This window comes from Pseudomonas sp. F3-2 (assembly GCF_038804275.1).
Taxonomy (GTDB): Bacteria; Pseudomonadota; Gammaproteobacteria; order Pseudomonadales; family Pseudomonadaceae; genus Aquipseudomonas.
In genome coordinates, this window is record NZ_CP152388.1 from 2491204 (window position 1) to 2508457 (window position 17254).

Here is a 17254-nt window from a genome sequence, read left to right on the forward strand (position 1 = left end):
GTGCATCTTCATGACTACTACCTATGAATGCTCGAATCAGGTCAGGCGGTAGGCGAAGTCGCCGTCGCTGCCCAGTTCGATGTCCAGCCGTTGAATCGGTTTGTCCTGAGCCATGCGTTCGAGCACGTGCTGGGCAAGCTCGGGCATGAGCGTCTTGGACAAAATGTTGTCGATGTTGCGCGCGCCGCTGTCGACCTCGGTGCAACGTGCTGCAATGGCCGCCACCAGCGACTCGTCATAGCCGAGCACGGCCTGATGATTGCGCTCGAAACGCTTGCGGATGCGCTCCAGCTTCAGGGCGACGATGCGTTGCAGAATCGCGTCCTTGACCGGGTAGTAAGGGACGATGGACAGGCGGCCGAGGAACGCCGGCTTGAACACCTGATTCAACTCGTCGCGCAGGCCCTCGACGATTTCGTCAGGCGTCGGCTGCTCGGTCGCGTTCAGGCACCACTGCATGATCCGGTCAGTGCCGGTGTTGGAGGTAAGGATGATCACGGTGTTGCGGAAGTTGATCTCGCGGCCTTCGCCGTCGTCCAGCACGCCTTTGTCGAAGACCTGGAAAAACAGCTCCAGCACATCGGGGTGGGCCTTTTCGACTTCATCGAGCAGCACGGCGCTGTAGGGTTTGCGCCGTACCGCTTCGGTCAGCACGCCGCCTTCGCCATAGCCGACATAACCCGGCGGCGAGCCTTTGAGGCTGGAAACGGTGTGCGCTTCCTGGTACTCGGACATGTTGATGGTGATGACATTGCGTTCGCCGCCGTACAGCGTGTCGGCCAGCGCCAGTGCGGTTTCGGTCTTGCCGACGCCGCTCGGACCCAACAGCAGAAATACGCCGATGGGCTTGTTCGGGTCTTCCATGCGAGCGCGGGAGATCTTGATGCGTTTGCCGATTTCCAGCAGCGCGTGGTCCTGGCCCAGTACGCGCTCGCCCAGAAGGTCCGGCAGGCGCTGCACGGTCTCGATTTCGTCACGCAGCATCTTGCCCAGGGGAATGCCGGTCCAGCCGGAAATCACTTCGCCGATGGTGCCGCCGTCGACCAGCGCGTGAACCAGCGGCTGTTCGCCTTGAACGGCTGCGAGTTCGGCGCGCAACGCCGAAATCTCCTGGGCGTCGGGCGTTTCGCTGGCGCTGGTGCGGGCAAGTTGCTCGACCAGTTCCAATTCGCGTTTCCATTGGTGCTCAAGGGCTTCGCGTTGCTCCAGGGCGGTTCCCAGCTCCTCGTTGAGTGCCGCGAGGCGACGAGCATGATCGCTGCCTTTGGACGCTTCCTGCTGCAATACGGTGATTTCCGCCTCGACGTTTTCAATGAGGCGTTTGCAGTCTTCCAGCGCGCCGGGTTGGGCCGATTGCGCCAGCGCCACTCTCGCACAGGCGGTGTCCAGCACGCTGACCGCTTTGTCCGGCAGCTGGCGTCCGGTGATGTAGCGATTGGACAGGCGAACGGCCTGCACCAGCGCTTCGTCCATCACCGTCACCTTGTGGTGCTCCTGCATTTTGCCGAGCAGGCCACGCAGCATGTGAATGGCTTTGTCTTCGTCCGGCTCTTCGACCTTCACCACCTGGAAGCGGCGGGCGAGGGCGGCGTCTTTCTCGAAATACTTCTTGTACTCCGCCCAGGTGGTGGCCGCGATGGTGCGCAATTCGCCACGGGCCAGCGCAGGTTTGAGCAGGTTGGCGGCATCGTTCTGTCCGGCCTGACCGCCTGAGCCGATCAGCGTATGGGCTTCGTCAATGAACAGGATGATCGGGTGCAGGCTGCGCTTGGTTTCTTCAATGACCGATTTCAAACGATTCTCGAATTCGCCCTTTACGCCGGCGCCGGCCTGCAACAGGCCCAGGTCCAGCGTGTGGATCGCCACGTCCTTGAGCACCGAAGGCACGTCGCCCTGCACGATGCGCAGCGCCAGACCTTCGACCACCGCGGTCTTACCGACGCCCGCTTCGCCTGTGAGGATCGGGTTGTTCTGCCGACGGCGGGTGAGGATGTCCACCATCTGCCGCACTTCAAATTCGCGACCCAGCACCGGATCGATACGGCCTTCGCGGGCGCTCTGCGTCAGGTTGACGGTGTACTGGTCCAGCGCAGGCGTCTTGCCGTTGCCGGCGAGTGGGCGAGCGGCGCTCGCCTCGGACGTGCCCAGTGGCTTGGCCAGTCGCGATTCCGGGCTTGATTCGACCAGCGCTGCAAGGTTGACCCGCAGGTCGTCGGCGTTGATTTTTTCCAGTTCGGCGGCCGAGCCGATCACGACGCGGCGCAGCTCGTCGTCGTCCAGCAGTGCCTGAACCAGGTAGCCGGTGCGAATCTGGCTCTGACCGAACTCGATCGAGGCCAGCAGCCACGCCTGTTCTATCATGCGGGTGATGTGCGGCGACAGAGCGGGCGTGCGGGTGTTGCCCTTTTTGAAGGTGCCCAGCGCCGTGACCAACTGCGCCTGCAAACGCTCAGGCACGACGTCGTAATGCCGAAGAATGGCCGGCAGGTCGTTGTCGTTGCCTTCAAGCAGTTGCAACAACAGGTGCTCGACTTCAACGTCGTAGTGATGCTCGGAAAGGCACAGTGCGGCGGCGGCTTCCGTGGCTGTACGACTGGTTTCGTTGAGCTTGGCGAACAGCGACTTCAGGTTCACAGGGAGACCCCATCAAAAGGAATATGGAAAACGGCACAGCGGGAAGGCTCGACCTCGACGTCCGGGCGTTTGAGCCAGCCCAGCCAGCCCAGCGCAACGTTGCCCTGACGACCCAGGCGGGCGAGGGGCACGGCCTGGCGCGCGAGGGTAGGCGCAATCTGAAAGTCCAGTTGGGCGCCGACGTAAAAACGCACCAGCTCCACCAGTTTTCGGTAGTCCTGTGTGCCTGGCTGGAAGCGCTGGTAATCGGCCAGTTGCAGCGGGCCGATGTCGATGCGCACGCACGACTGATAATCCCAGACGCGATTGCCCGCCACCGCGCTCTGACCGAGGACGGCATTCTTGCGGCCCAGTTGCGTCCACTGGCTGACATCGAGCTTCAGCCAGCGCCCGGCAAACTGACTCACCTTGAACGGCAGCGAGAAATAAAAGCCGAGCATCACCTGCAGGTTCAGTGCGTTGCGCGGCTTCTGCGCGAACATCCCGGAGAAGTAGCTGAACAGCTCCCGACGCAACGGCGAGCCGTTCGGGGCGAACTTCTGTTTCTGCGCCTGAGGCCCGAAACCCACCAGATTGAGCAGGTAACGGTCGAAGTTCGACGTGCCGGTGCGCTCGTACTCGATGTAGAACTTGTACTTTTGCCAGGCCTCGTAAAACAGCGTGGTCATGCGATGCGAAAACAGATCGAGAAAAGCGTGCGCAGCGTCGTCGCGGTATTGAATGTGCCGCTCCATCAGCAGTTCGGTGTAAGGACGCGGCAAGACGCCGGAAGGGCCGACCAGCCCCATGAACGTCACCTGCACCTCCGACAGCGGCAGGCCGGCGGCTGATACATTGCCTTCGCGCTCGAATTTCAGGTCGCTGACTTCACTCGCCGGAAAGTTGAGCGACAACTGCGAACGAAAGCGCAGCGGATCTTCATGCGGCCGCGTCTGCAGGTCCATGCGCCCGTTTCTGCTGTAATGCAGGCGGAGCAAACGCACCAATTGAAAGAACTCGAATCGGTGCGGCTCAGCCCGTGCCTGGTCAATCAGACCAGGGGTTGATCGCCGGTTCGCGGGGGCCATTGGACCACTCTCTTTTCGCGCTGCAAGGTGCGTAGGGTTAATTGGGTAAAGCTGTTGATCGAGCAGTACTGACCGAAGAAATGGTCCAGCACCATGCCGAACAGGAACACACCGCTGCCGGTGTACTGGCTTTCGTCGAAGGTGAGGGTGATGCCGACGCCGCGAACGAAATTGGGCCGCGGATGGCCGATGCGCGCCACCACCGGCTCGCTGGCGACCGAGACGATGCCATTGATCTGCTTACGGATCGCCGAGGTGTTGCGGTAGTTGTACAACGACAACAGTTCCAGCAGCACTTCACGGCCTTTGGACACCAGCGACATGTGGTTCAGCGACAGGTGCGAGATCAGCTTCCAGATCACGCCATTGCCCAGCGGCACGCGAACCGAAGCGGTGGGCTTGCGCAGGCAGCGGATGTCCTTGATCACCGAGCTGGCCGGAATGTTGAAATCGCCACGCGCGCCGCCGAAGGGCAGCATCAGCGGCATGTCGCGGTTGCTGCAGGTCAGTCTGAGGCTCAGCGTGTCGTTGCTGGAGTCGATCAGTTCCAGATCGCGGTCGACGACCCGGATGAACATGTTCGTGCCATCGTTCTGGCGGTTTTGCACCGGGCGACGGCGGGCGATCCAGAAACTGTTGCCTGGCCCTTGCTCGGCCCGCGGCTCGAAGAACGGATGGCAGGTCGCAACCTGATCGATGCCGCCGATATTCTTGACCCGGCGCACGCGATCGATGGACACCACTTCGGCGGATGACTGCAGGCGCACATCGGGGGTGACGGCATATTCGTGCTGCGCGTGGGTCAGCTTGATCGGCTCGGCCTGTTGGCGGAACAGGTTGATGATCGGCGTACAGTTGAGCTTGAAGTTGGTGCGCCCGATGTTCTGCGTCAGCCGCGCCAGGCGGTCGTTCAGGTCGTAGTCGGAAAAGTAGAAGTTGATCTCGACCTTTTCCAGCGCCTTGCCGGCGAGGATGCGGCCAAAGCCGGACAGGTCGAAAAACATGAATTTGTCCGGGAAGGTGAAGTACTCGTGCAGCAGGCGATAACCCAGAAACGACCGTTCCGAGTAATCCACCAATCCTTCGTCCAGCCCATAACCCACGGCCTTGAGCGCACCGGCCGGCAGCGCCACTTCCCGGCTGCGACCTTCGTCCTCGAAGGTGACCGTCGCCTTGGCGAGGTTGTTGAACAGCAACTCATAGAGCTGCAGCATCAAGGTGCTTTCGCCATCGAGGAAGAAACGCAGGCTGTCCATTTCCATCTGGCCGAACAGCGCGTCGGTGGTCGTGCCCAGACTGACACGCAGACGGGCCACCAGATCGGCGCTGTGGCCGTTGAAAGCCGAACGTTCCATCTCGACGAAGGAGGCCTGTTGCACCTCGATTGGCCAGAGCTCCACCGGGTAGCACGTGCGGAATTTGCACACCACGCCGTCCACCGGGTTGGCGTGAATCTCGGTATGCCGGGCGACGCGGTACGCTTCAGTGACATTTTTGCTCTTGCCCATGCTGAACTCGACGATGGACATCGACGGGGTAGGGCGCAGGTAGTGCGGGTACAGCACCTCGAGGAACGACTCGACGATCTCCGGAAACTCGTCATCCAGTTTTTTGTGGACGCGGGCAGCCAGAAACGAAAACGCCTCGATCAGACGTTCGGTATGCGGGTCTTCACAGTTATCGCCCTCGATGAGCAACCGTGAAGCGATTTTCGGATACTGGCTCGCGAACTCCTGGCCCAGAAAGCGCAGGTGCGACAGTTCCTTTTCGTAATAGGGGAGCAGGTCGTCGAGCATCAGTTGAGGTTCTGTACTTTGTATTCCTGGGTGTTGACCTGCAGCACCGCGTCAAACGAAACCTGACGCGACACATCCTGCAGGCGCAGTACGGCGTCGACCCGAAAGGTCAGCATGCGTTGGCCGGTCTGTTGGGCCAGCAGTTGTACTTTCACGCTGCGAAAGCGCCGGTCGCCCACTGAAATCGCCTTCTCCAGCTGGCGCTGAATCAGCAGGCGATCCTGCGGGTCGAGCACACTCTTGCTGGTGAAATCGGGCATGCCGTAATCGAGGATCGTGCCGCTCAACTGGGCAAAGCCGTCGAGCTCTTCGGCGACCAGAGACTGGCGAGTGTTCACCAGAATCTCCAGGTCACGGACGATGCTGGCCTTGTAATCGGCCAGCGAACACAAGCGTTGCGATGACGCTTCGATGGACTGGTGCGGACGGTCGTCCAGCAACCGGTCCAGCAGTGACGGCAACAGCTTGTGTTGGCTACTCATATTGCCTCCCTGGCAACGACATCGATCAGCCGCGTGTGGATTGCGGCAACTCTGCAACCAGGCGCAGGGACGCGGTCAGTTCGTCCAGTTGATAGTGCGGGCGCAGGTACGTCACGGCCTTGTAGACGCCCGGCTTGCCAGGCACTTCAAAGACCTCGGCACGCGCTTCGCGCAGCGGGAACTTGGCCTTGGCTTCCTGGCTTGCGGTGTCGTCGAGCAGTACATAGCTGGACAGCCACTTGTTCAGGAACAACTCGACGTCCTTGCGCGAAGCGAAGCTGCCGACCTTGTCGCGCATGATCGCTTTCATGTAGTGAGCGATACGCGAGGTGGCGAAGATGTACTGCAACTGTGCCGAAAGCCGCGCGTTGGCGTTGGCGATATCGGTGTTGTACTGCTTCTGTTTCTGGGTCGACTGCGTGCCGAAGAACGCGGCATAGTCAGTGCCCTTGCAGTGCACCAGCGGAATGAAACCCAGGTCCGACAGCTCTTTTTCACGGCGGTCGGTGATCGCGATTTCGGTTGGGCACTTGAGGGCGATTTCGCCATCGTCGGTCTTGAATGTGTGAGTCGGCAGGCCTTCCACCAGACCGCCGCCTTCGACGCCGCGAATCGCCACGCACCAGCCGTAACGGGAGAACGCATCGGTCACGCGTGTGCCCAGGGCGTAGGCGGCGTTCATCCACAGGTATTTGTTGTGGTCGCGACCGTCGACGCTTTCGACGAAGTTGAATTCCTCCACCGGCGTGGTATCCGGCCCGTACGGCAGACGACCCAGCACGTGAGGCAGGGTCAGGCCGACATACCGCGAGTCTTCGGAGTTGCGGAAAGATTTCCACTTGGCGTATTCGACGGTGTCGAAAATCTTCGCCAGGTCGCGCGGGCCGGACATGTCGGTGAACGAGTCCCAGCCGAACAGCTCAGGCGATGCTGCGGAAATGAACGGCGCATGGGCCGCTGCCGCGACGTGGGAAATCTCTTCGAGCAGGTACATGTCTTCCGGGTTGCGATTGAACTCGTAATCGCCCAGCAGCATGCCGAACGGCGCGCCACCGAAGGTGCCGTACTCTTCTTCGTAGATCTTCTTGAACAGCGCGCTCTGGTCGAATTCCGAGGACGCCTTGAGGTCGCGCACCAGGTCTTTTTTCGAGGCGTTGAGCAGGTGAATCTTCAGCGTGGTGCTGGTTTCGGTCTGATCGACCTGATATTTCAGGCCGCGCCACGATGCTTCCAGCTGCTGGAATTCGCGAGCGTGCATGATCTCGTTCATCTGCTCGGAGAGCATCGAGTCGATTTCGGCGATCCGGGCATCGAGCACGGCAATCAGGTCTTTGCTCGGCGTCATCTCGCCTTCGAGGACCTGACCCACCAGCTCACCGATCAGGTCGCGGGTGCGGGTGCGCTCGGTTTCGGAACGGGCGACGCGGCTTTCGGAAATGATGCTGTCGAGCAGCGAGGACTGTGGCGCGAAGTTTTCCACTTCAACCAGATCGGCGTCCTGCTGAGCTACGGTTTGTTTATCGTTCATCGTCGTGCTCCTGCTTACTCTTTGGCGTCGGTGGCTGGCACAGCGGCTTCACGGCCGAATTCCTTGCCCAGCGTTTTCAGCTTTTCGGTGTTCTGCAACACGTCCATCAGCAGCTCTTCGAGCTTGTCGTTGCCGCCCATCTTGTTGCGCAGGTCGGCCAGTTTGTTGCGGACCTCCAGCAGCTTGCGCAGCGGTTCGACCTGCTTGACCACGTTCTGCGGTTCGAAGTCTTCCAGGGTGTTGAAGTTGAGCTCGACGCCCAGCTGCGTGCCGTTTTTGGCCAGCGTGTTGTCGACCCGATACGCCAGACGCGGCTTGATGCCCTTGAGCACGCCGTTGAAGTTGTCACGGTCGATGAAGATGAACTTGCGGTCCTTGAGCTTTGGCAAAGGCTCCAGCGGATTGCCGGAGAAATCGCCCAGCACGCCGACGACAAAGGGCAGCTCTTTCTTTTCCTGAGCGTCGCCGATGTCTACGTCGTAAGTGATATGAACCCGAGGGGCGCGAACGCGGTCGAGTTTGTGCTGGGTACTTTCCTTCTTCGCCATCGTGATCTCCTGTGCGAGTGACTCGCTGCAATTCGTTTGCGTGTCGGCCCGACGATGAGCCGGCCGCGTTACAGTCCTTCGATCGTCATCAGCAGGCGCTGACGAATCTCATCTTTCATTTCCATGATGCTGTCGTGGCCCACCAGCTCCTCGAAACTGGCGTTGCCGGCGATCTGGGTGCTGCTGCGAATGACCGAGTCGTCCGGCAGCGTCGAGCGCACCGGCGAGCTGATCACGCAGAAGGGCAGGTCGCCGAAATCTTTCAATCGCTCGAAACTGACCGGGAAGCGCAGCCCTTCGAACAGGCGGCCGAGGCCCGGTGATTTACTGACGCAATAGAACAGCACCAGGTAATGCACGACGAAGCGATACAGCTCGGCACTGCTGCGGTTCGGGTCCTTGATGACCTTGCGGAACTGCGCCAGATCGAACGAGTTGAACCCCACCACCCAACGTGTCGGGCTGGTGATTCGAATGGTCTGGCCGCTGTGTTCCAGCACCTTGTCGTATTCGAGGGGAAACAATTCGGGGGTGGTGCTGATCAGGTTCAGCGGCACTTCCATTTCATTGACCAATTGGAACGGAGACGCCGCGCCAATTCTGTCGTACAGCTCTTTGAGTTCTTTGAAGTGATGCTGGGTTTCACGACCACTGCTGCGCTGGGCGCCTTGCAGGTATTCGCCAAACAGCGTTTGCGGGCGTATCAGCAATGACAGCGTCGCCAGATAATCAGAAGCCTGCGCTTTGAGCACATCGGAAATGGCCCGCGTCTGGCTTCGCAGCTTGATCAATGCTTCTACATCAAACGTTTGAGTCATCGATACATCATCCTTGAACCCTTTCTCCAAACTTGCCGACCAACAACAGGGCAATGAAAGGGCTACACATTTCTCAACCGGCACACCTGCTCGAGAAGTCAGACCGGACAACAACGTCGCGGAAACTGCGTCGCACAATAGGTGGAAGTGGGGTGCTAGCAAATCGATATTGACTAGCCAGTAGCGTCAGCTCAGGCACCATTTTGCGTAGGAAAGTTCCTACAGACGCCAAGTTTTTCTCGTTTCTGTTACACATCGCAATGATGTCCGAGTGCTACTAGTTACGATTTCGATACACATGAACATCGCTGCAGGCCTTATGAATCAAGGGCTGCGGCGGTTTTTTGGATCCCATAACGATTTGGGAATAAAAGATGAAAAAGGTGAACCGGTTCACCTCGCGCGTCACGGATGAGCGTCAACTAAGGGCTGAACTTGGTTTTTTGGGAGGCGTTGATGATGGCAATGGGGGCGGTGGCGAGGCGCTCGGCCGGTCGGACGACAACCGCATTCGAGTCAAAAAACGAGCGTTATTGCCAGGTGCGGGTTACGCAGGGATTGGCATCAAGGTATAACGCCGCCATCGAGCTGGCTGGTTTTGCGTGTTGGGTTGAAGCCCGCCAGAGAGCTCGTTGAAGCCTCGGCATGGATCGACATCGCCGGGTAGCAGCGAATACTTCACAGGAGTTTTACCCATGCAATGGTTGCGTCGCGTCAGCGCTTTTTTGAGTCGCAAGGAAGCTGTCATAGCGTCGCAGGCGAACCGTGTGCAGGAGAACTTGAGCGGGTTACCGGCGTACGAGGTGCGGCAGCCCTTGTTTGTGCCGCCGCCCGGGTGCCCGCCGCTGCGCCGGGAAAATGAGGCGTTACGCAGTCGCTATCTGGCGTTCATCGACCACGCTCAAGCGCATTATCCCAAAGCGCTGACCGATGTTTGCCGTGCTCAGGGGCATGAACTGGCGCAGGCGTTACATTCAAAAGCGCTCGACCTGAGCTATGCCAGAGGGACCGATGGCTCCCTGGACATCTATTGGTTCATGCAGTGTGCGGCATTGGTTTCACTGTTTGCCGATGGCGCCGCGTCGGAGGCGTTCAGCCGTTACAGACAGGACGTGCATGCCTACACGAACAACGAATTGACTCATGGTCAGATCCAGTCTTTTGACTTCTACGTGCGTGCCTTCACCCCTGAACTGCAATCTGGGAACGTGCTGTTGATGCGCCGCATGCAGGACGTCCGGTTGCCCAGTGAGCCCATCCCTCAGCGTACAGACATGGACGAATTGCTTTCGTTTTTGCCACGCCTTTACCCCAAAGGCGTTGCCATCAAAACCTACACGGTCCCCGAAGGTACTCATTGGCCTCTTTACGCTGCAGTGGTAGAGGATTTTTATCGCGCCGTCGCCAAGGAATGCTGGAATGACTTCGATTACTTGAAACATGGCGCCGGATTGATGATCGAAAATGAACGTTATATCGCCCAGGCGAGCCTGGCCGACATACAAAGCATGTTGACCTGGTGCCTCAGAGGCGAGCGCTTTTGCGATGGGCACAACGGCTCGGTGATCGAAGAGGGTCATGTGCTGAATATCTTGCGCAGGCTTCAAGTGCTGCGTGCCGAAATCAAATGACAGTGAAGCGTCGAGAGCAGTCGATGAAGTTCGTCAGTCTCTTTTGTCAGCGGGCGCCCGTCGATGCTTGGTCCAGACATGCATCAAGTGTTGCGATGCCCCGCCAGCTCAGGTTTTGAGCCGCCTAGCGATGGTTCGAGAGGCTTTCTGGAGGCTGGCCATCCGGTAGCTGGATTTTCAGCCCGCGTGCGATCTGGTCACGGATGTGGTCGACGATAGCAAGTGCATCTGAATGCTCCGGATCATCTCGATGGAAATCTTCTGCCGGCCAGACACAGATCTTGAGCCTGTGCAGTTGAGCTTTGTCTGCCTCGACGCCCAACACCACTTTCGTCAAAAATTCAAGGTTGTAGAGCAGGCCGGAATACACGGCGTCCCTTGAGCCCGTTTCCAGTCTCGACCGCGTGATGCTGATGGCTTCGTCGATGTAATCGATGGCTTTTTTCAAGTCGTAAGTTCCTTGGTGTTAGTCGTGCATTCAAACGCTAGATGGCAGTGCCTCTGTTCCATCCTGGTTTCTGTATCAACAGCTCGTCGAGTTCATGTCGGCGGCATCGGTTTACGAATTCGACAGCGGCGTCCACATCGTTCTGGAAGCATTCGAACGTCTGTTGGTCTATTGCGTAGTACTCTTCGTAATCGGTTAACCGGTTGCTTACCGGAAAAGAAACATAGAATCTGCCGGACGTTTCCTGAATGCCGAGAGAAAAGAATTCTTTGGGGTTTACATAAGTGTCAGTGAATTTCATGCTCGACCTTCAAGTCTTCGCCACGCCACGAGTGTAGCAATGGTACGGGGATGTATCGTGGTGATCGAGCTAGCCCGACAACTAAATGCCAGAGTTTTGTTAAATTTTTGGCCGAAGTGCAATCGGTAAGCGTCAGCGCTATGCGAATACATCCCATAGCTTTCGTCTGATTTCGTCAAGCCTGGCATTCGCAGCGACGCGCTGTGCAGCGGTGTCACCATCAACATACACGTCAGAGAATCCCGACTTCGACCCCGCCATACCTCGGTAGATAGAAGAGGCTTGGTTCCATTCTAGGCTATGAAGATCGGGTTTATTTGTATCATACGAATGATCGCATCCATTCCGTTGTCAAATTCTTCACACCGTTGGTGGTGGTAAATTTGTTTCAGCTCAATCAATAATCTAATGTCTCACTGGATTCATAAGATCTGTCCCTCTGTCTTTGCGGCGTGCAAGGTTACTTGTCAAACGCATAGACTGTTATCTTTCCATTGTCTGGGTCGATCAAATAGTTGACGCCGTTCCAGTTTGCTGCGAGCAGCGCTCCATCTGTGTTTATAAGTATGTTGATATAGGGCTTGTCCTGTTGAGTCCCGTGCTCGCTTTCTTGAATCTGCCAGCGGAGCTCACCATTTTTGGAAAAACCGAATACGTTTCTATTGAAGATAGTTCCTGCTGGTGATTCGACCTTCACGATAATCAAGTCTAGATAGGTTATGGCCTCGGTTACCGGGTGGGGAAGGAAAAGCACTTTTCCTAGGACGGATATTTTTCCATCGGATATTTTGAAGGTGTCTGTAGTCATCGCTTAGCTGCTGCAAGCAGGAATCGGTCGAGAAAAGGGTGGGCCATATTGACATCCCTTGGCGATGTTTCGGTTAGGTTTCGCTGGCCTAGTCATCCTGAGACCTGAATTCACGCATCCATTTCAGAGCTGGCGTCTCACCTCCCGTGAGCTCAATGCAAAAAGTTGCAAACGCCTGCTCTAACTGTTCGTACGCCTGAAGCCCTCTTTCGCTGAACCGGTATCGTCCTGGAATCTGTCCCCACTGCCAAGGCGTGGTGATTACCTCATCCTTGACAAGTTTCAGCAACGGCTTCAAATCAGCATATAGTGCTGAGGCCTCGACGTCTTTATCTGCAAATGCAATGAGTAATTCTTCTAATCTAAGTGCTGAAATTTGAAGATCTGTTGTGTTCACTATCCGTTTCCTATGCTGTCGATCTGTTTCAATCGCGTCCATCAGCTTAGTTTGGAACCAAATCTTGCATTGCGTCGCACGTTCGTTCCATGATGCGCTGCCGGGCCGAGCTTAATCGTCGACGCTTGGAGGCACGCTCGGCGCCCCCCCCAAAAAAACTGCGTCATTCACAATAAGAACGTCGCATCTGCTCCCTGTCGTTCGTTCAGAATTCAAAATCTGCCAGTTGTTTAGAGTGCTGGTGACTCTGTATTCAAATTGCTTTATAAGCTTGCTCCGCCTCAACAATAGTCGCGCCGAGGGCGAGGCTGTAAGGCCATTGGTCTGTAATTAATTTCGCGATGCCGAGTTCGCGATAATCACGATCCGGCACGTTGTCTTCCATAATTTTCACTAACGCTTCTAACAAACGCTCTTTGAAATGCTCTAGCTGATTTTCGCTCGTGACGCTCAATATTTCTATCGAGGGCTGATGTAGGGCGTCGTCAATAGCACGGATTGCTTGTTCGGTTTTTCGTCTGGCTATGTTTTGGCGGCTCATGGTATTGTCAGATCCGATAAATTTAAAGCGTATTTTTGAATGTGTCCGCCGGACAGTTCCACTCCTTGGGATGATGCGCGTCCTTCCATAGCCGGATTTTCCCAAAATTAGTCGCTATTTGTCGAAAAAACGATCCATTAATCGCGCATGTGCCGATTTTCCACACAGTTTCCCGTGTTATGCGCCTCGGTGCGGCATGTTGATCGGAGCATCCTTAAGCGCACGTACCAGAGACGAAGGTATTGCTACGATTGTGTAGATATCAAAAAAGCCGATTTCGGATTCGTCACATTTCGCTAAATAGAGGAAGCTTCGCATCGTTCAACGCTGTCGAGGGGCCTTCTAGAAGTATTCGGCGATGGCGGCCAAGCCTAAATCCATAGGATTCGTAGCGCTTCAGTGGCTTGCTCGGGCTCGAGGGTGATCAAACCCAATAATAGGGAGTACGGTCGCCGCCTGCAATGATCCTAACCATACCGAGCTAGCGATAACTGCTAAGGCGTCATTTCTGATCGTACACTCTACGCTTTGCTCGGCACCGTCCGGGCTTATATGGTCTAGCTGCACATATTTCCTTAGTATTAGTGCCCTACGAAATCATTGCCCCAAATTGCGGGAAACCTACCTTCAAACGCGCTTTTAGAAGATGACAAAGTCATCATTTGCACGATGGCTATCCCGACATATGTCGCATTGTCATTTTCTGGATTCTCGGAATAATTTAAGTGCCGGTGGCTCGCCTCCCGTCACTTCAATCGCGAACTTAGCAAAGGCATCTTCTAATTCTTCATATTGTTGAAGGTTCCTCTCCGTAAAGCGATACCGCCCGGGAACGTCCCTCGTTTCAAGTGGAGCCAATATCTTTTCAGCTTTCGCTGCCTCCAATAAAGGTTTGAGATCAGAGTGCAAACCTATTGACTCTGGGTCTATCTTTGAGTGTGCAACAAGCTCCTGCTCCAATCTAATTGCTAGTTCTTTAATTTTGAAGATGTTCATGGCTATTTCCTATGAAACCTATTGGTTTTGCTGGAGTCCAGAGACCTCGGTTTGGTACAACATAATGAATCGCTTCACCTGTGCGTTCCACTATTCCACCTAGCTCAATCGTTGGCGCAATGCTCTCCATGCTGTTCATCAAGCCGACATTCATCTGCCCGCGTGTCAGGTACGTCACGATGGCTGTCAGCAGCAACAACACCAGTTGCTCTTGCCCGCGAGCGAGTTGCCGGGCAGCACGTTCGGTTCTTTCCTGGATAACCGCTGCCGTGCCGCCAGTAGGATCAAGCCCCACGGGCTTACGCCAGCCTCGGCAGTTCATGCCGTTGCAAGACCTTCCTGCAATGTGGACAGGCAAGCCGGGAGGCCTTCGTAGAAATATTCGGCGATGGCCGCGAGTCCCAGGCCCATGACCATCACGCCCGGTCCAGCGCCAACACAGAAAGCGAGTGAGCCCACAGCGCCCCGATGGCGCTCTAAACGGCCACACTCCCCCTAAAATCAGCACCTGCCGGCCGCCTGGAACTTGATACTGCCACAATTTTTGCCTGCGTTAATTTTAAGCATTTGTGGGTACGTAATCAGGACCGCCTAACTTGTCGCGCACGTGCAGGGCAGTACGCACCAAAGGCTCCCATAGGCCATATTTGCTATTCCAAGTAGCGCCAGCCCAGCGAGTGTCCTCAATGAGTTCAGCTTTGTTAGCTTCCATTTGTCGTTTCAGTACGATGGAAGGGGCGGTTAGATCTATGTCCGGGAGGGCGGCATAGACTCCTTGAGGTTGGGCGTTTCGTTTTGATATGCAGAACCTGTAATACCAGATCCAACGCTGAGCCATATAAATTGCTCGATCTCGGTCCGGATAAGTTTCAAGCATTTTAACTAGAGAAGTGACAAGCGTCGCCTGAAACAGTTTATCGCCTGAGCGAAAGTAAGGCATGAACAAAAGATCGAATGCCACAACGACATTTTGAGGATCATCATTGTCGTCTTTGGTCTCAAAAAAATAAAATGGTTCGCCTACCAGAAACTTATCAAGTTCACCATTGGCTAGCGCAATCGCTAGGATGTCATCCGGATCATTGCTCATTGAATTTTCAGTACCTTTTGGCTACGCATGATTGTATCTATACTATTGTTGTGAGGGATAGATACGTTGTCTAACACTGCTTCACGCATCCGCCAGGAAAAGTTAATCCCCCAGGACGCCGTAGCGAGACCTTCCTGCAACGTGGACAGGCAAGCCGGGAGGCCTTCGCAGAAATATTCGGCGATGGCCGCCAGTCCCAAGCCCATGAGGATCAGGTTGCCGACTTGCAAACCGATTTTGCCGCCGACCATCACGCCGGGGCCAGCGCCGACACCGAAAGCGAGAGAGCCCACAGCGCCCCCGATGGCACCGCCAACGGCCACGCTCCCCCCGAGAATCATCACGACTTCCTGCACCAGCTTGAGCAACACCGGCAAGATGCCCGCGATGTTGATCGGCGCCCATTTGCGGAAAATGGTAAACGGGAGGATAAATGAACGCGTATTGGCAGCACGCGCGCCGGTATCTATAAGCCAGTGCTCGGGACCTTTATACCAATTATCTGTCCTTTACACTGTGCTCGGGCACTTTGCAAGCTCAATCTTTCTGAAACTGAAATATGACTGCGTCAGAGTACGGGCCGCGTCAGTGTTGCATGCAAAGCTCGAATAACTGTGTTCGCAATTTGGCAAGCTCATTGTTTTCACTAATTTGAGGCTGTCCGTTGTGGTACAAAACAATATCGGTGAGAGACCCCATTCCGCCATATAATCTGATTATGTGCGAGAGTGCGAAGTCATAGTCGATAGATAATTCTGCACGGTAGTCATCAAGTCGTTCGGCCCACGATTCTTTGTTTCCAGCACGCAGCAGGGCAGACATCCGGATCATAATGACATTTATTTGGCTTAGATTTTTCATTTTAAAGGACTCGAACTTATTACTTGAACCCCTTCGATCATCCATGGATTAACTACCACGATTTGCGGGGTGCCGCCCATATAAAAACCTCACTGTGATCCTACCTCACCAATGTAAACCTCCGTGCCTGCGGGGCAGTGATCCCAAAAATGCCTGCGTCTGCTAAGTCGGAGAGCGTCAATTGTATAAAATGGCCGCTTCCAAGTTTGCTCTGGAGAACTCTCTACGGCTGATTAGATTGGCATCCGGCATGATTATAGATCCGATCCAACGGCCGAACCCTACCATAGCTTATTTTTGGCTCCTGAACGCTTTTATCATGTCCTCCATCATTTTATATGACTCTGAGCCACGGACTCCGATAAGTTCGATATAGAAGGTGCTGTAAGCCTCCGAAAGGTCTTGATATTTTCTAAGGTTTGACTCATCCATAATCTTACTACCTGGTATGTCTCTAGGCTCAACTGGAATGGTAATTTCGCCTCGCTCCGCCGCAGATATTAAATGCTCCAAATTCTCATGCAGGGCCACCGCTGCTGGCTCTTTTTTCTTATAAATTTCCAGATTTTTCCGCAGCTCTACTGCGGATTTTTTTAAGGCCAGAATGTCCATGATTCTCCCGGTTATCTGCGGAAATGCGTGTCATCGTCGAGATTGTTGGAATGGTATCTGTCATATCGAGGGTTCTGAAATTGTAAATGCCTTTTCATCGCAAGAATCACCAATTACATTTTTGGACAGGTCTCCGGGCCGAAGGTTATCTCGGTAATCGGCTCTGCCTGGGTGCTGGAGTAGCTGTAGGTGATCGTATTCCCAAGCTCAAGCAAGAGTAGATAGGCCGTCTGGCTACACAGCGCTTTCTGGATCTGCTGAGTCAGGTAGCTCTCGTAGTACACCCGCTCGCCAGGGCGATTTTTATAGTTATAAAGCGAAATTTTGTACATCACGTTGTGATTGGCGTAGCTGATGTTGTCGATCCGGGTTATCGGGTCGAGCATGATGGGAAGCTGTTTTTGTTGTTCGGCAATGACGCTGCGGAGCGTTCGTTCGCTGTCCCGAGCATAAGTCGGTGTGATGCAGAAGAGGGTAGCTGCTAATGCAAGCAGGAGTCGGTTTAGGATGGGCCTGGCCATATTGACATCCCTTGTCGGTTTTTAGTTGGGTTTCTCTGACCTAGTTATCCTGAGACCTGAATTCACGCATCCATTTCAGAGCTGGCGTCTCACCTCCCGTGAGCTCGACGCAGAAAGTTGCAAACGCCTGCTCCAACTCTTCGTACGCCTGGAGCCCTCTTTCGCTGAACCGGTA

18 protein-coding genes and 2 pseudogenes are annotated in these 17254 nt (G+C 55.6%); 2 read left to right on the top strand and 18 right to left on the bottom strand.

The window, feature by feature from the left end:
- Positions 1 to 36: 36 nt before the first annotated feature.
- The 7 genes from tssH to AAGQ88_RS11495 form a co-directional block, all read right to left on the bottom strand.
- Positions 37 to 2634, bottom strand: coding sequence for a type VI secretion system ATPase TssH (gene tssH / locus AAGQ88_RS11465; RefSeq protein ID WP_342655403.1), 2598 nt, complete (start codon positions 2632 to 2634; stop codon positions 37 to 39).
- On the bottom strand, positions 2631 to 3701 hold the full coding sequence (gene tssG / locus AAGQ88_RS11470; RefSeq protein ID WP_342655404.1) for a type VI secretion system baseplate subunit TssG: 1071 nt from the start codon (positions 3699 to 3701) through the stop codon (positions 2631 to 2633). Before tssG ends, tssH begins: the two co-directional genes overlap by 4 nt.
- Complete coding sequence (gene tssF, locus AAGQ88_RS11475; protein WP_342655405.1) at positions 3665 to 5497, bottom strand: type VI secretion system baseplate subunit TssF; 1833 nt, start codon at positions 5495 to 5497, stop codon at positions 3665 to 3667. The genes tssG and tssF overlap by 37 nt, the downstream gene beginning before the upstream one ends.
- Positions 5497 to 5979, bottom strand: a complete 483-nt coding sequence (tssE, locus tag AAGQ88_RS11480) for a type VI secretion system baseplate subunit TssE (protein WP_285424787.1) — start codon at positions 5977 to 5979, stop codon at positions 5497 to 5499. Before tssE ends, tssF begins: the two co-directional genes overlap by 1 nt.
- Before the next feature lie 25 nt (positions 5980 to 6004).
- Positions 6005 to 7507 (bottom strand): type VI secretion system contractile sheath large subunit, encoded by a 1503-nt coding sequence (gene tssC / locus AAGQ88_RS11485; protein WP_093458282.1) that lies wholly within the window; start codon positions 7505 to 7507, stop codon positions 6005 to 6007.
- 14 nt (positions 7508 to 7521) lie between these two features.
- Positions 7522 to 8055, bottom strand: coding sequence for a type VI secretion system contractile sheath small subunit (gene tssB, locus AAGQ88_RS11490; RefSeq protein ID WP_093458283.1), 534 nt, complete (start codon positions 8053 to 8055; stop codon positions 7522 to 7524).
- A 68-nt stretch (positions 8056 to 8123) separates the two neighbouring features.
- The gene (locus tag AAGQ88_RS11495; RefSeq protein ID WP_342655406.1) at positions 8124 to 8873 is read right to left on the bottom strand and encodes a hypothetical protein; all 750 of its coding nucleotides are present in this window, start codon (positions 8871 to 8873) and stop codon (positions 8124 to 8126) included.
- A gap of 374 nt (positions 8874 to 9247) precedes the next feature.
- On the opposite strand from AAGQ88_RS11495, the gene AAGQ88_RS11500 reads away from it, so the two are divergent.
- Both AAGQ88_RS11500 and AAGQ88_RS11505 read left to right on the top strand, forming a co-directional pair.
- Positions 9248 to 9448 carry a hypothetical protein gene (locus AAGQ88_RS11500; RefSeq protein WP_342655407.1) on the top strand — a complete coding sequence of 67 codons (201 nt, stop codon included), beginning with the start codon at positions 9248 to 9250 and terminating at the stop codon, positions 9446 to 9448.
- Positions 9449 to 9568: 120 nt separating this feature from the next.
- The gene (locus tag AAGQ88_RS11505) at positions 9569 to 10504 is read left to right on the top strand and encodes a DUF6508 domain-containing protein (RefSeq protein ID WP_342655408.1); all 936 of its coding nucleotides are present in this window, start codon (positions 9569 to 9571) and stop codon (positions 10502 to 10504) included.
- 124 nt (positions 10505 to 10628) lie between these two features.
- Here AAGQ88_RS11505 and AAGQ88_RS11510 read toward each other — a convergent pair whose 3' ends face one another.
- The 11 genes and pseudogenes from AAGQ88_RS11510 to AAGQ88_RS11560 all read right to left on the bottom strand — a co-directional run bounded on the left by AAGQ88_RS11510 (position 10629) and on the right by AAGQ88_RS11560 (position 17079).
- Complete coding sequence (locus AAGQ88_RS11510) at positions 10629 to 10952, bottom strand: immunity protein Tsi6 family protein (RefSeq protein WP_342655409.1); 324 nt, start codon at positions 10950 to 10952, stop codon at positions 10629 to 10631.
- A 37-nt stretch (positions 10953 to 10989) separates the two neighbouring features.
- Entirely contained in the window at positions 10990 to 11253 is a 264-nt protein-coding gene (locus AAGQ88_RS11515; protein ID WP_342655410.1) for a hypothetical protein, read from the bottom strand.
- A 460-nt stretch (positions 11254 to 11713) separates the two neighbouring features.
- Positions 11714 to 12061, bottom strand: coding sequence for a hypothetical protein (locus AAGQ88_RS11520; protein WP_342655411.1), 348 nt, complete (start codon positions 12059 to 12061; stop codon positions 11714 to 11716).
- Positions 12062 to 12149: 88 nt separating this feature from the next.
- Positions 12150 to 12458, bottom strand: coding sequence for a hypothetical protein (locus AAGQ88_RS11525; protein ID WP_342655412.1), 309 nt, complete (start codon positions 12456 to 12458; stop codon positions 12150 to 12152).
- A 253-nt stretch (positions 12459 to 12711) separates the two neighbouring features.
- Entirely contained in the window at positions 12712 to 12999 is a 288-nt protein-coding gene (locus AAGQ88_RS11530; protein ID WP_342655413.1) for a hypothetical protein, read from the bottom strand.
- A gap of 696 nt (positions 13000 to 13695) precedes the next feature.
- Positions 13696 to 13995 carry a hypothetical protein gene (locus AAGQ88_RS11535; protein ID WP_342655414.1) on the bottom strand — a complete coding sequence of 100 codons (300 nt, stop codon included), beginning with the start codon at positions 13993 to 13995 and terminating at the stop codon, positions 13696 to 13698.
- Between the two features lie 115 nt (positions 13996 to 14110).
- A pseudogene (locus tag AAGQ88_RS11540) lies at positions 14111 to 14465 on the bottom strand (DUF6861 domain-containing protein); the annotation flags it as partial.
- 89 nt (positions 14466 to 14554) lie between these two features.
- Positions 14555 to 15085 (bottom strand): hypothetical protein, encoded by a 531-nt coding sequence (locus tag AAGQ88_RS11545; protein WP_285424793.1) that lies wholly within the window; start codon positions 15083 to 15085, stop codon positions 14555 to 14557.
- A gap of 116 nt (positions 15086 to 15201) precedes the next feature.
- Positions 15202 to 15501, bottom strand: a pseudogene (locus AAGQ88_RS11550) (DUF6861 domain-containing protein); the annotation flags it as partial.
- A gap of 736 nt (positions 15502 to 16237) precedes the next feature.
- Entirely contained in the window at positions 16238 to 16558 is a 321-nt protein-coding gene (locus tag AAGQ88_RS11555; RefSeq protein ID WP_342655415.1) for a hypothetical protein, read from the bottom strand.
- A 113-nt stretch (positions 16559 to 16671) separates the two neighbouring features.
- Positions 16672 to 17079 (bottom strand): hypothetical protein, encoded by a 408-nt coding sequence (locus AAGQ88_RS11560; protein ID WP_285424796.1) that lies wholly within the window; start codon positions 17077 to 17079, stop codon positions 16672 to 16674.
- Positions 17080 to 17254: the final 175 nt, after the last annotated feature.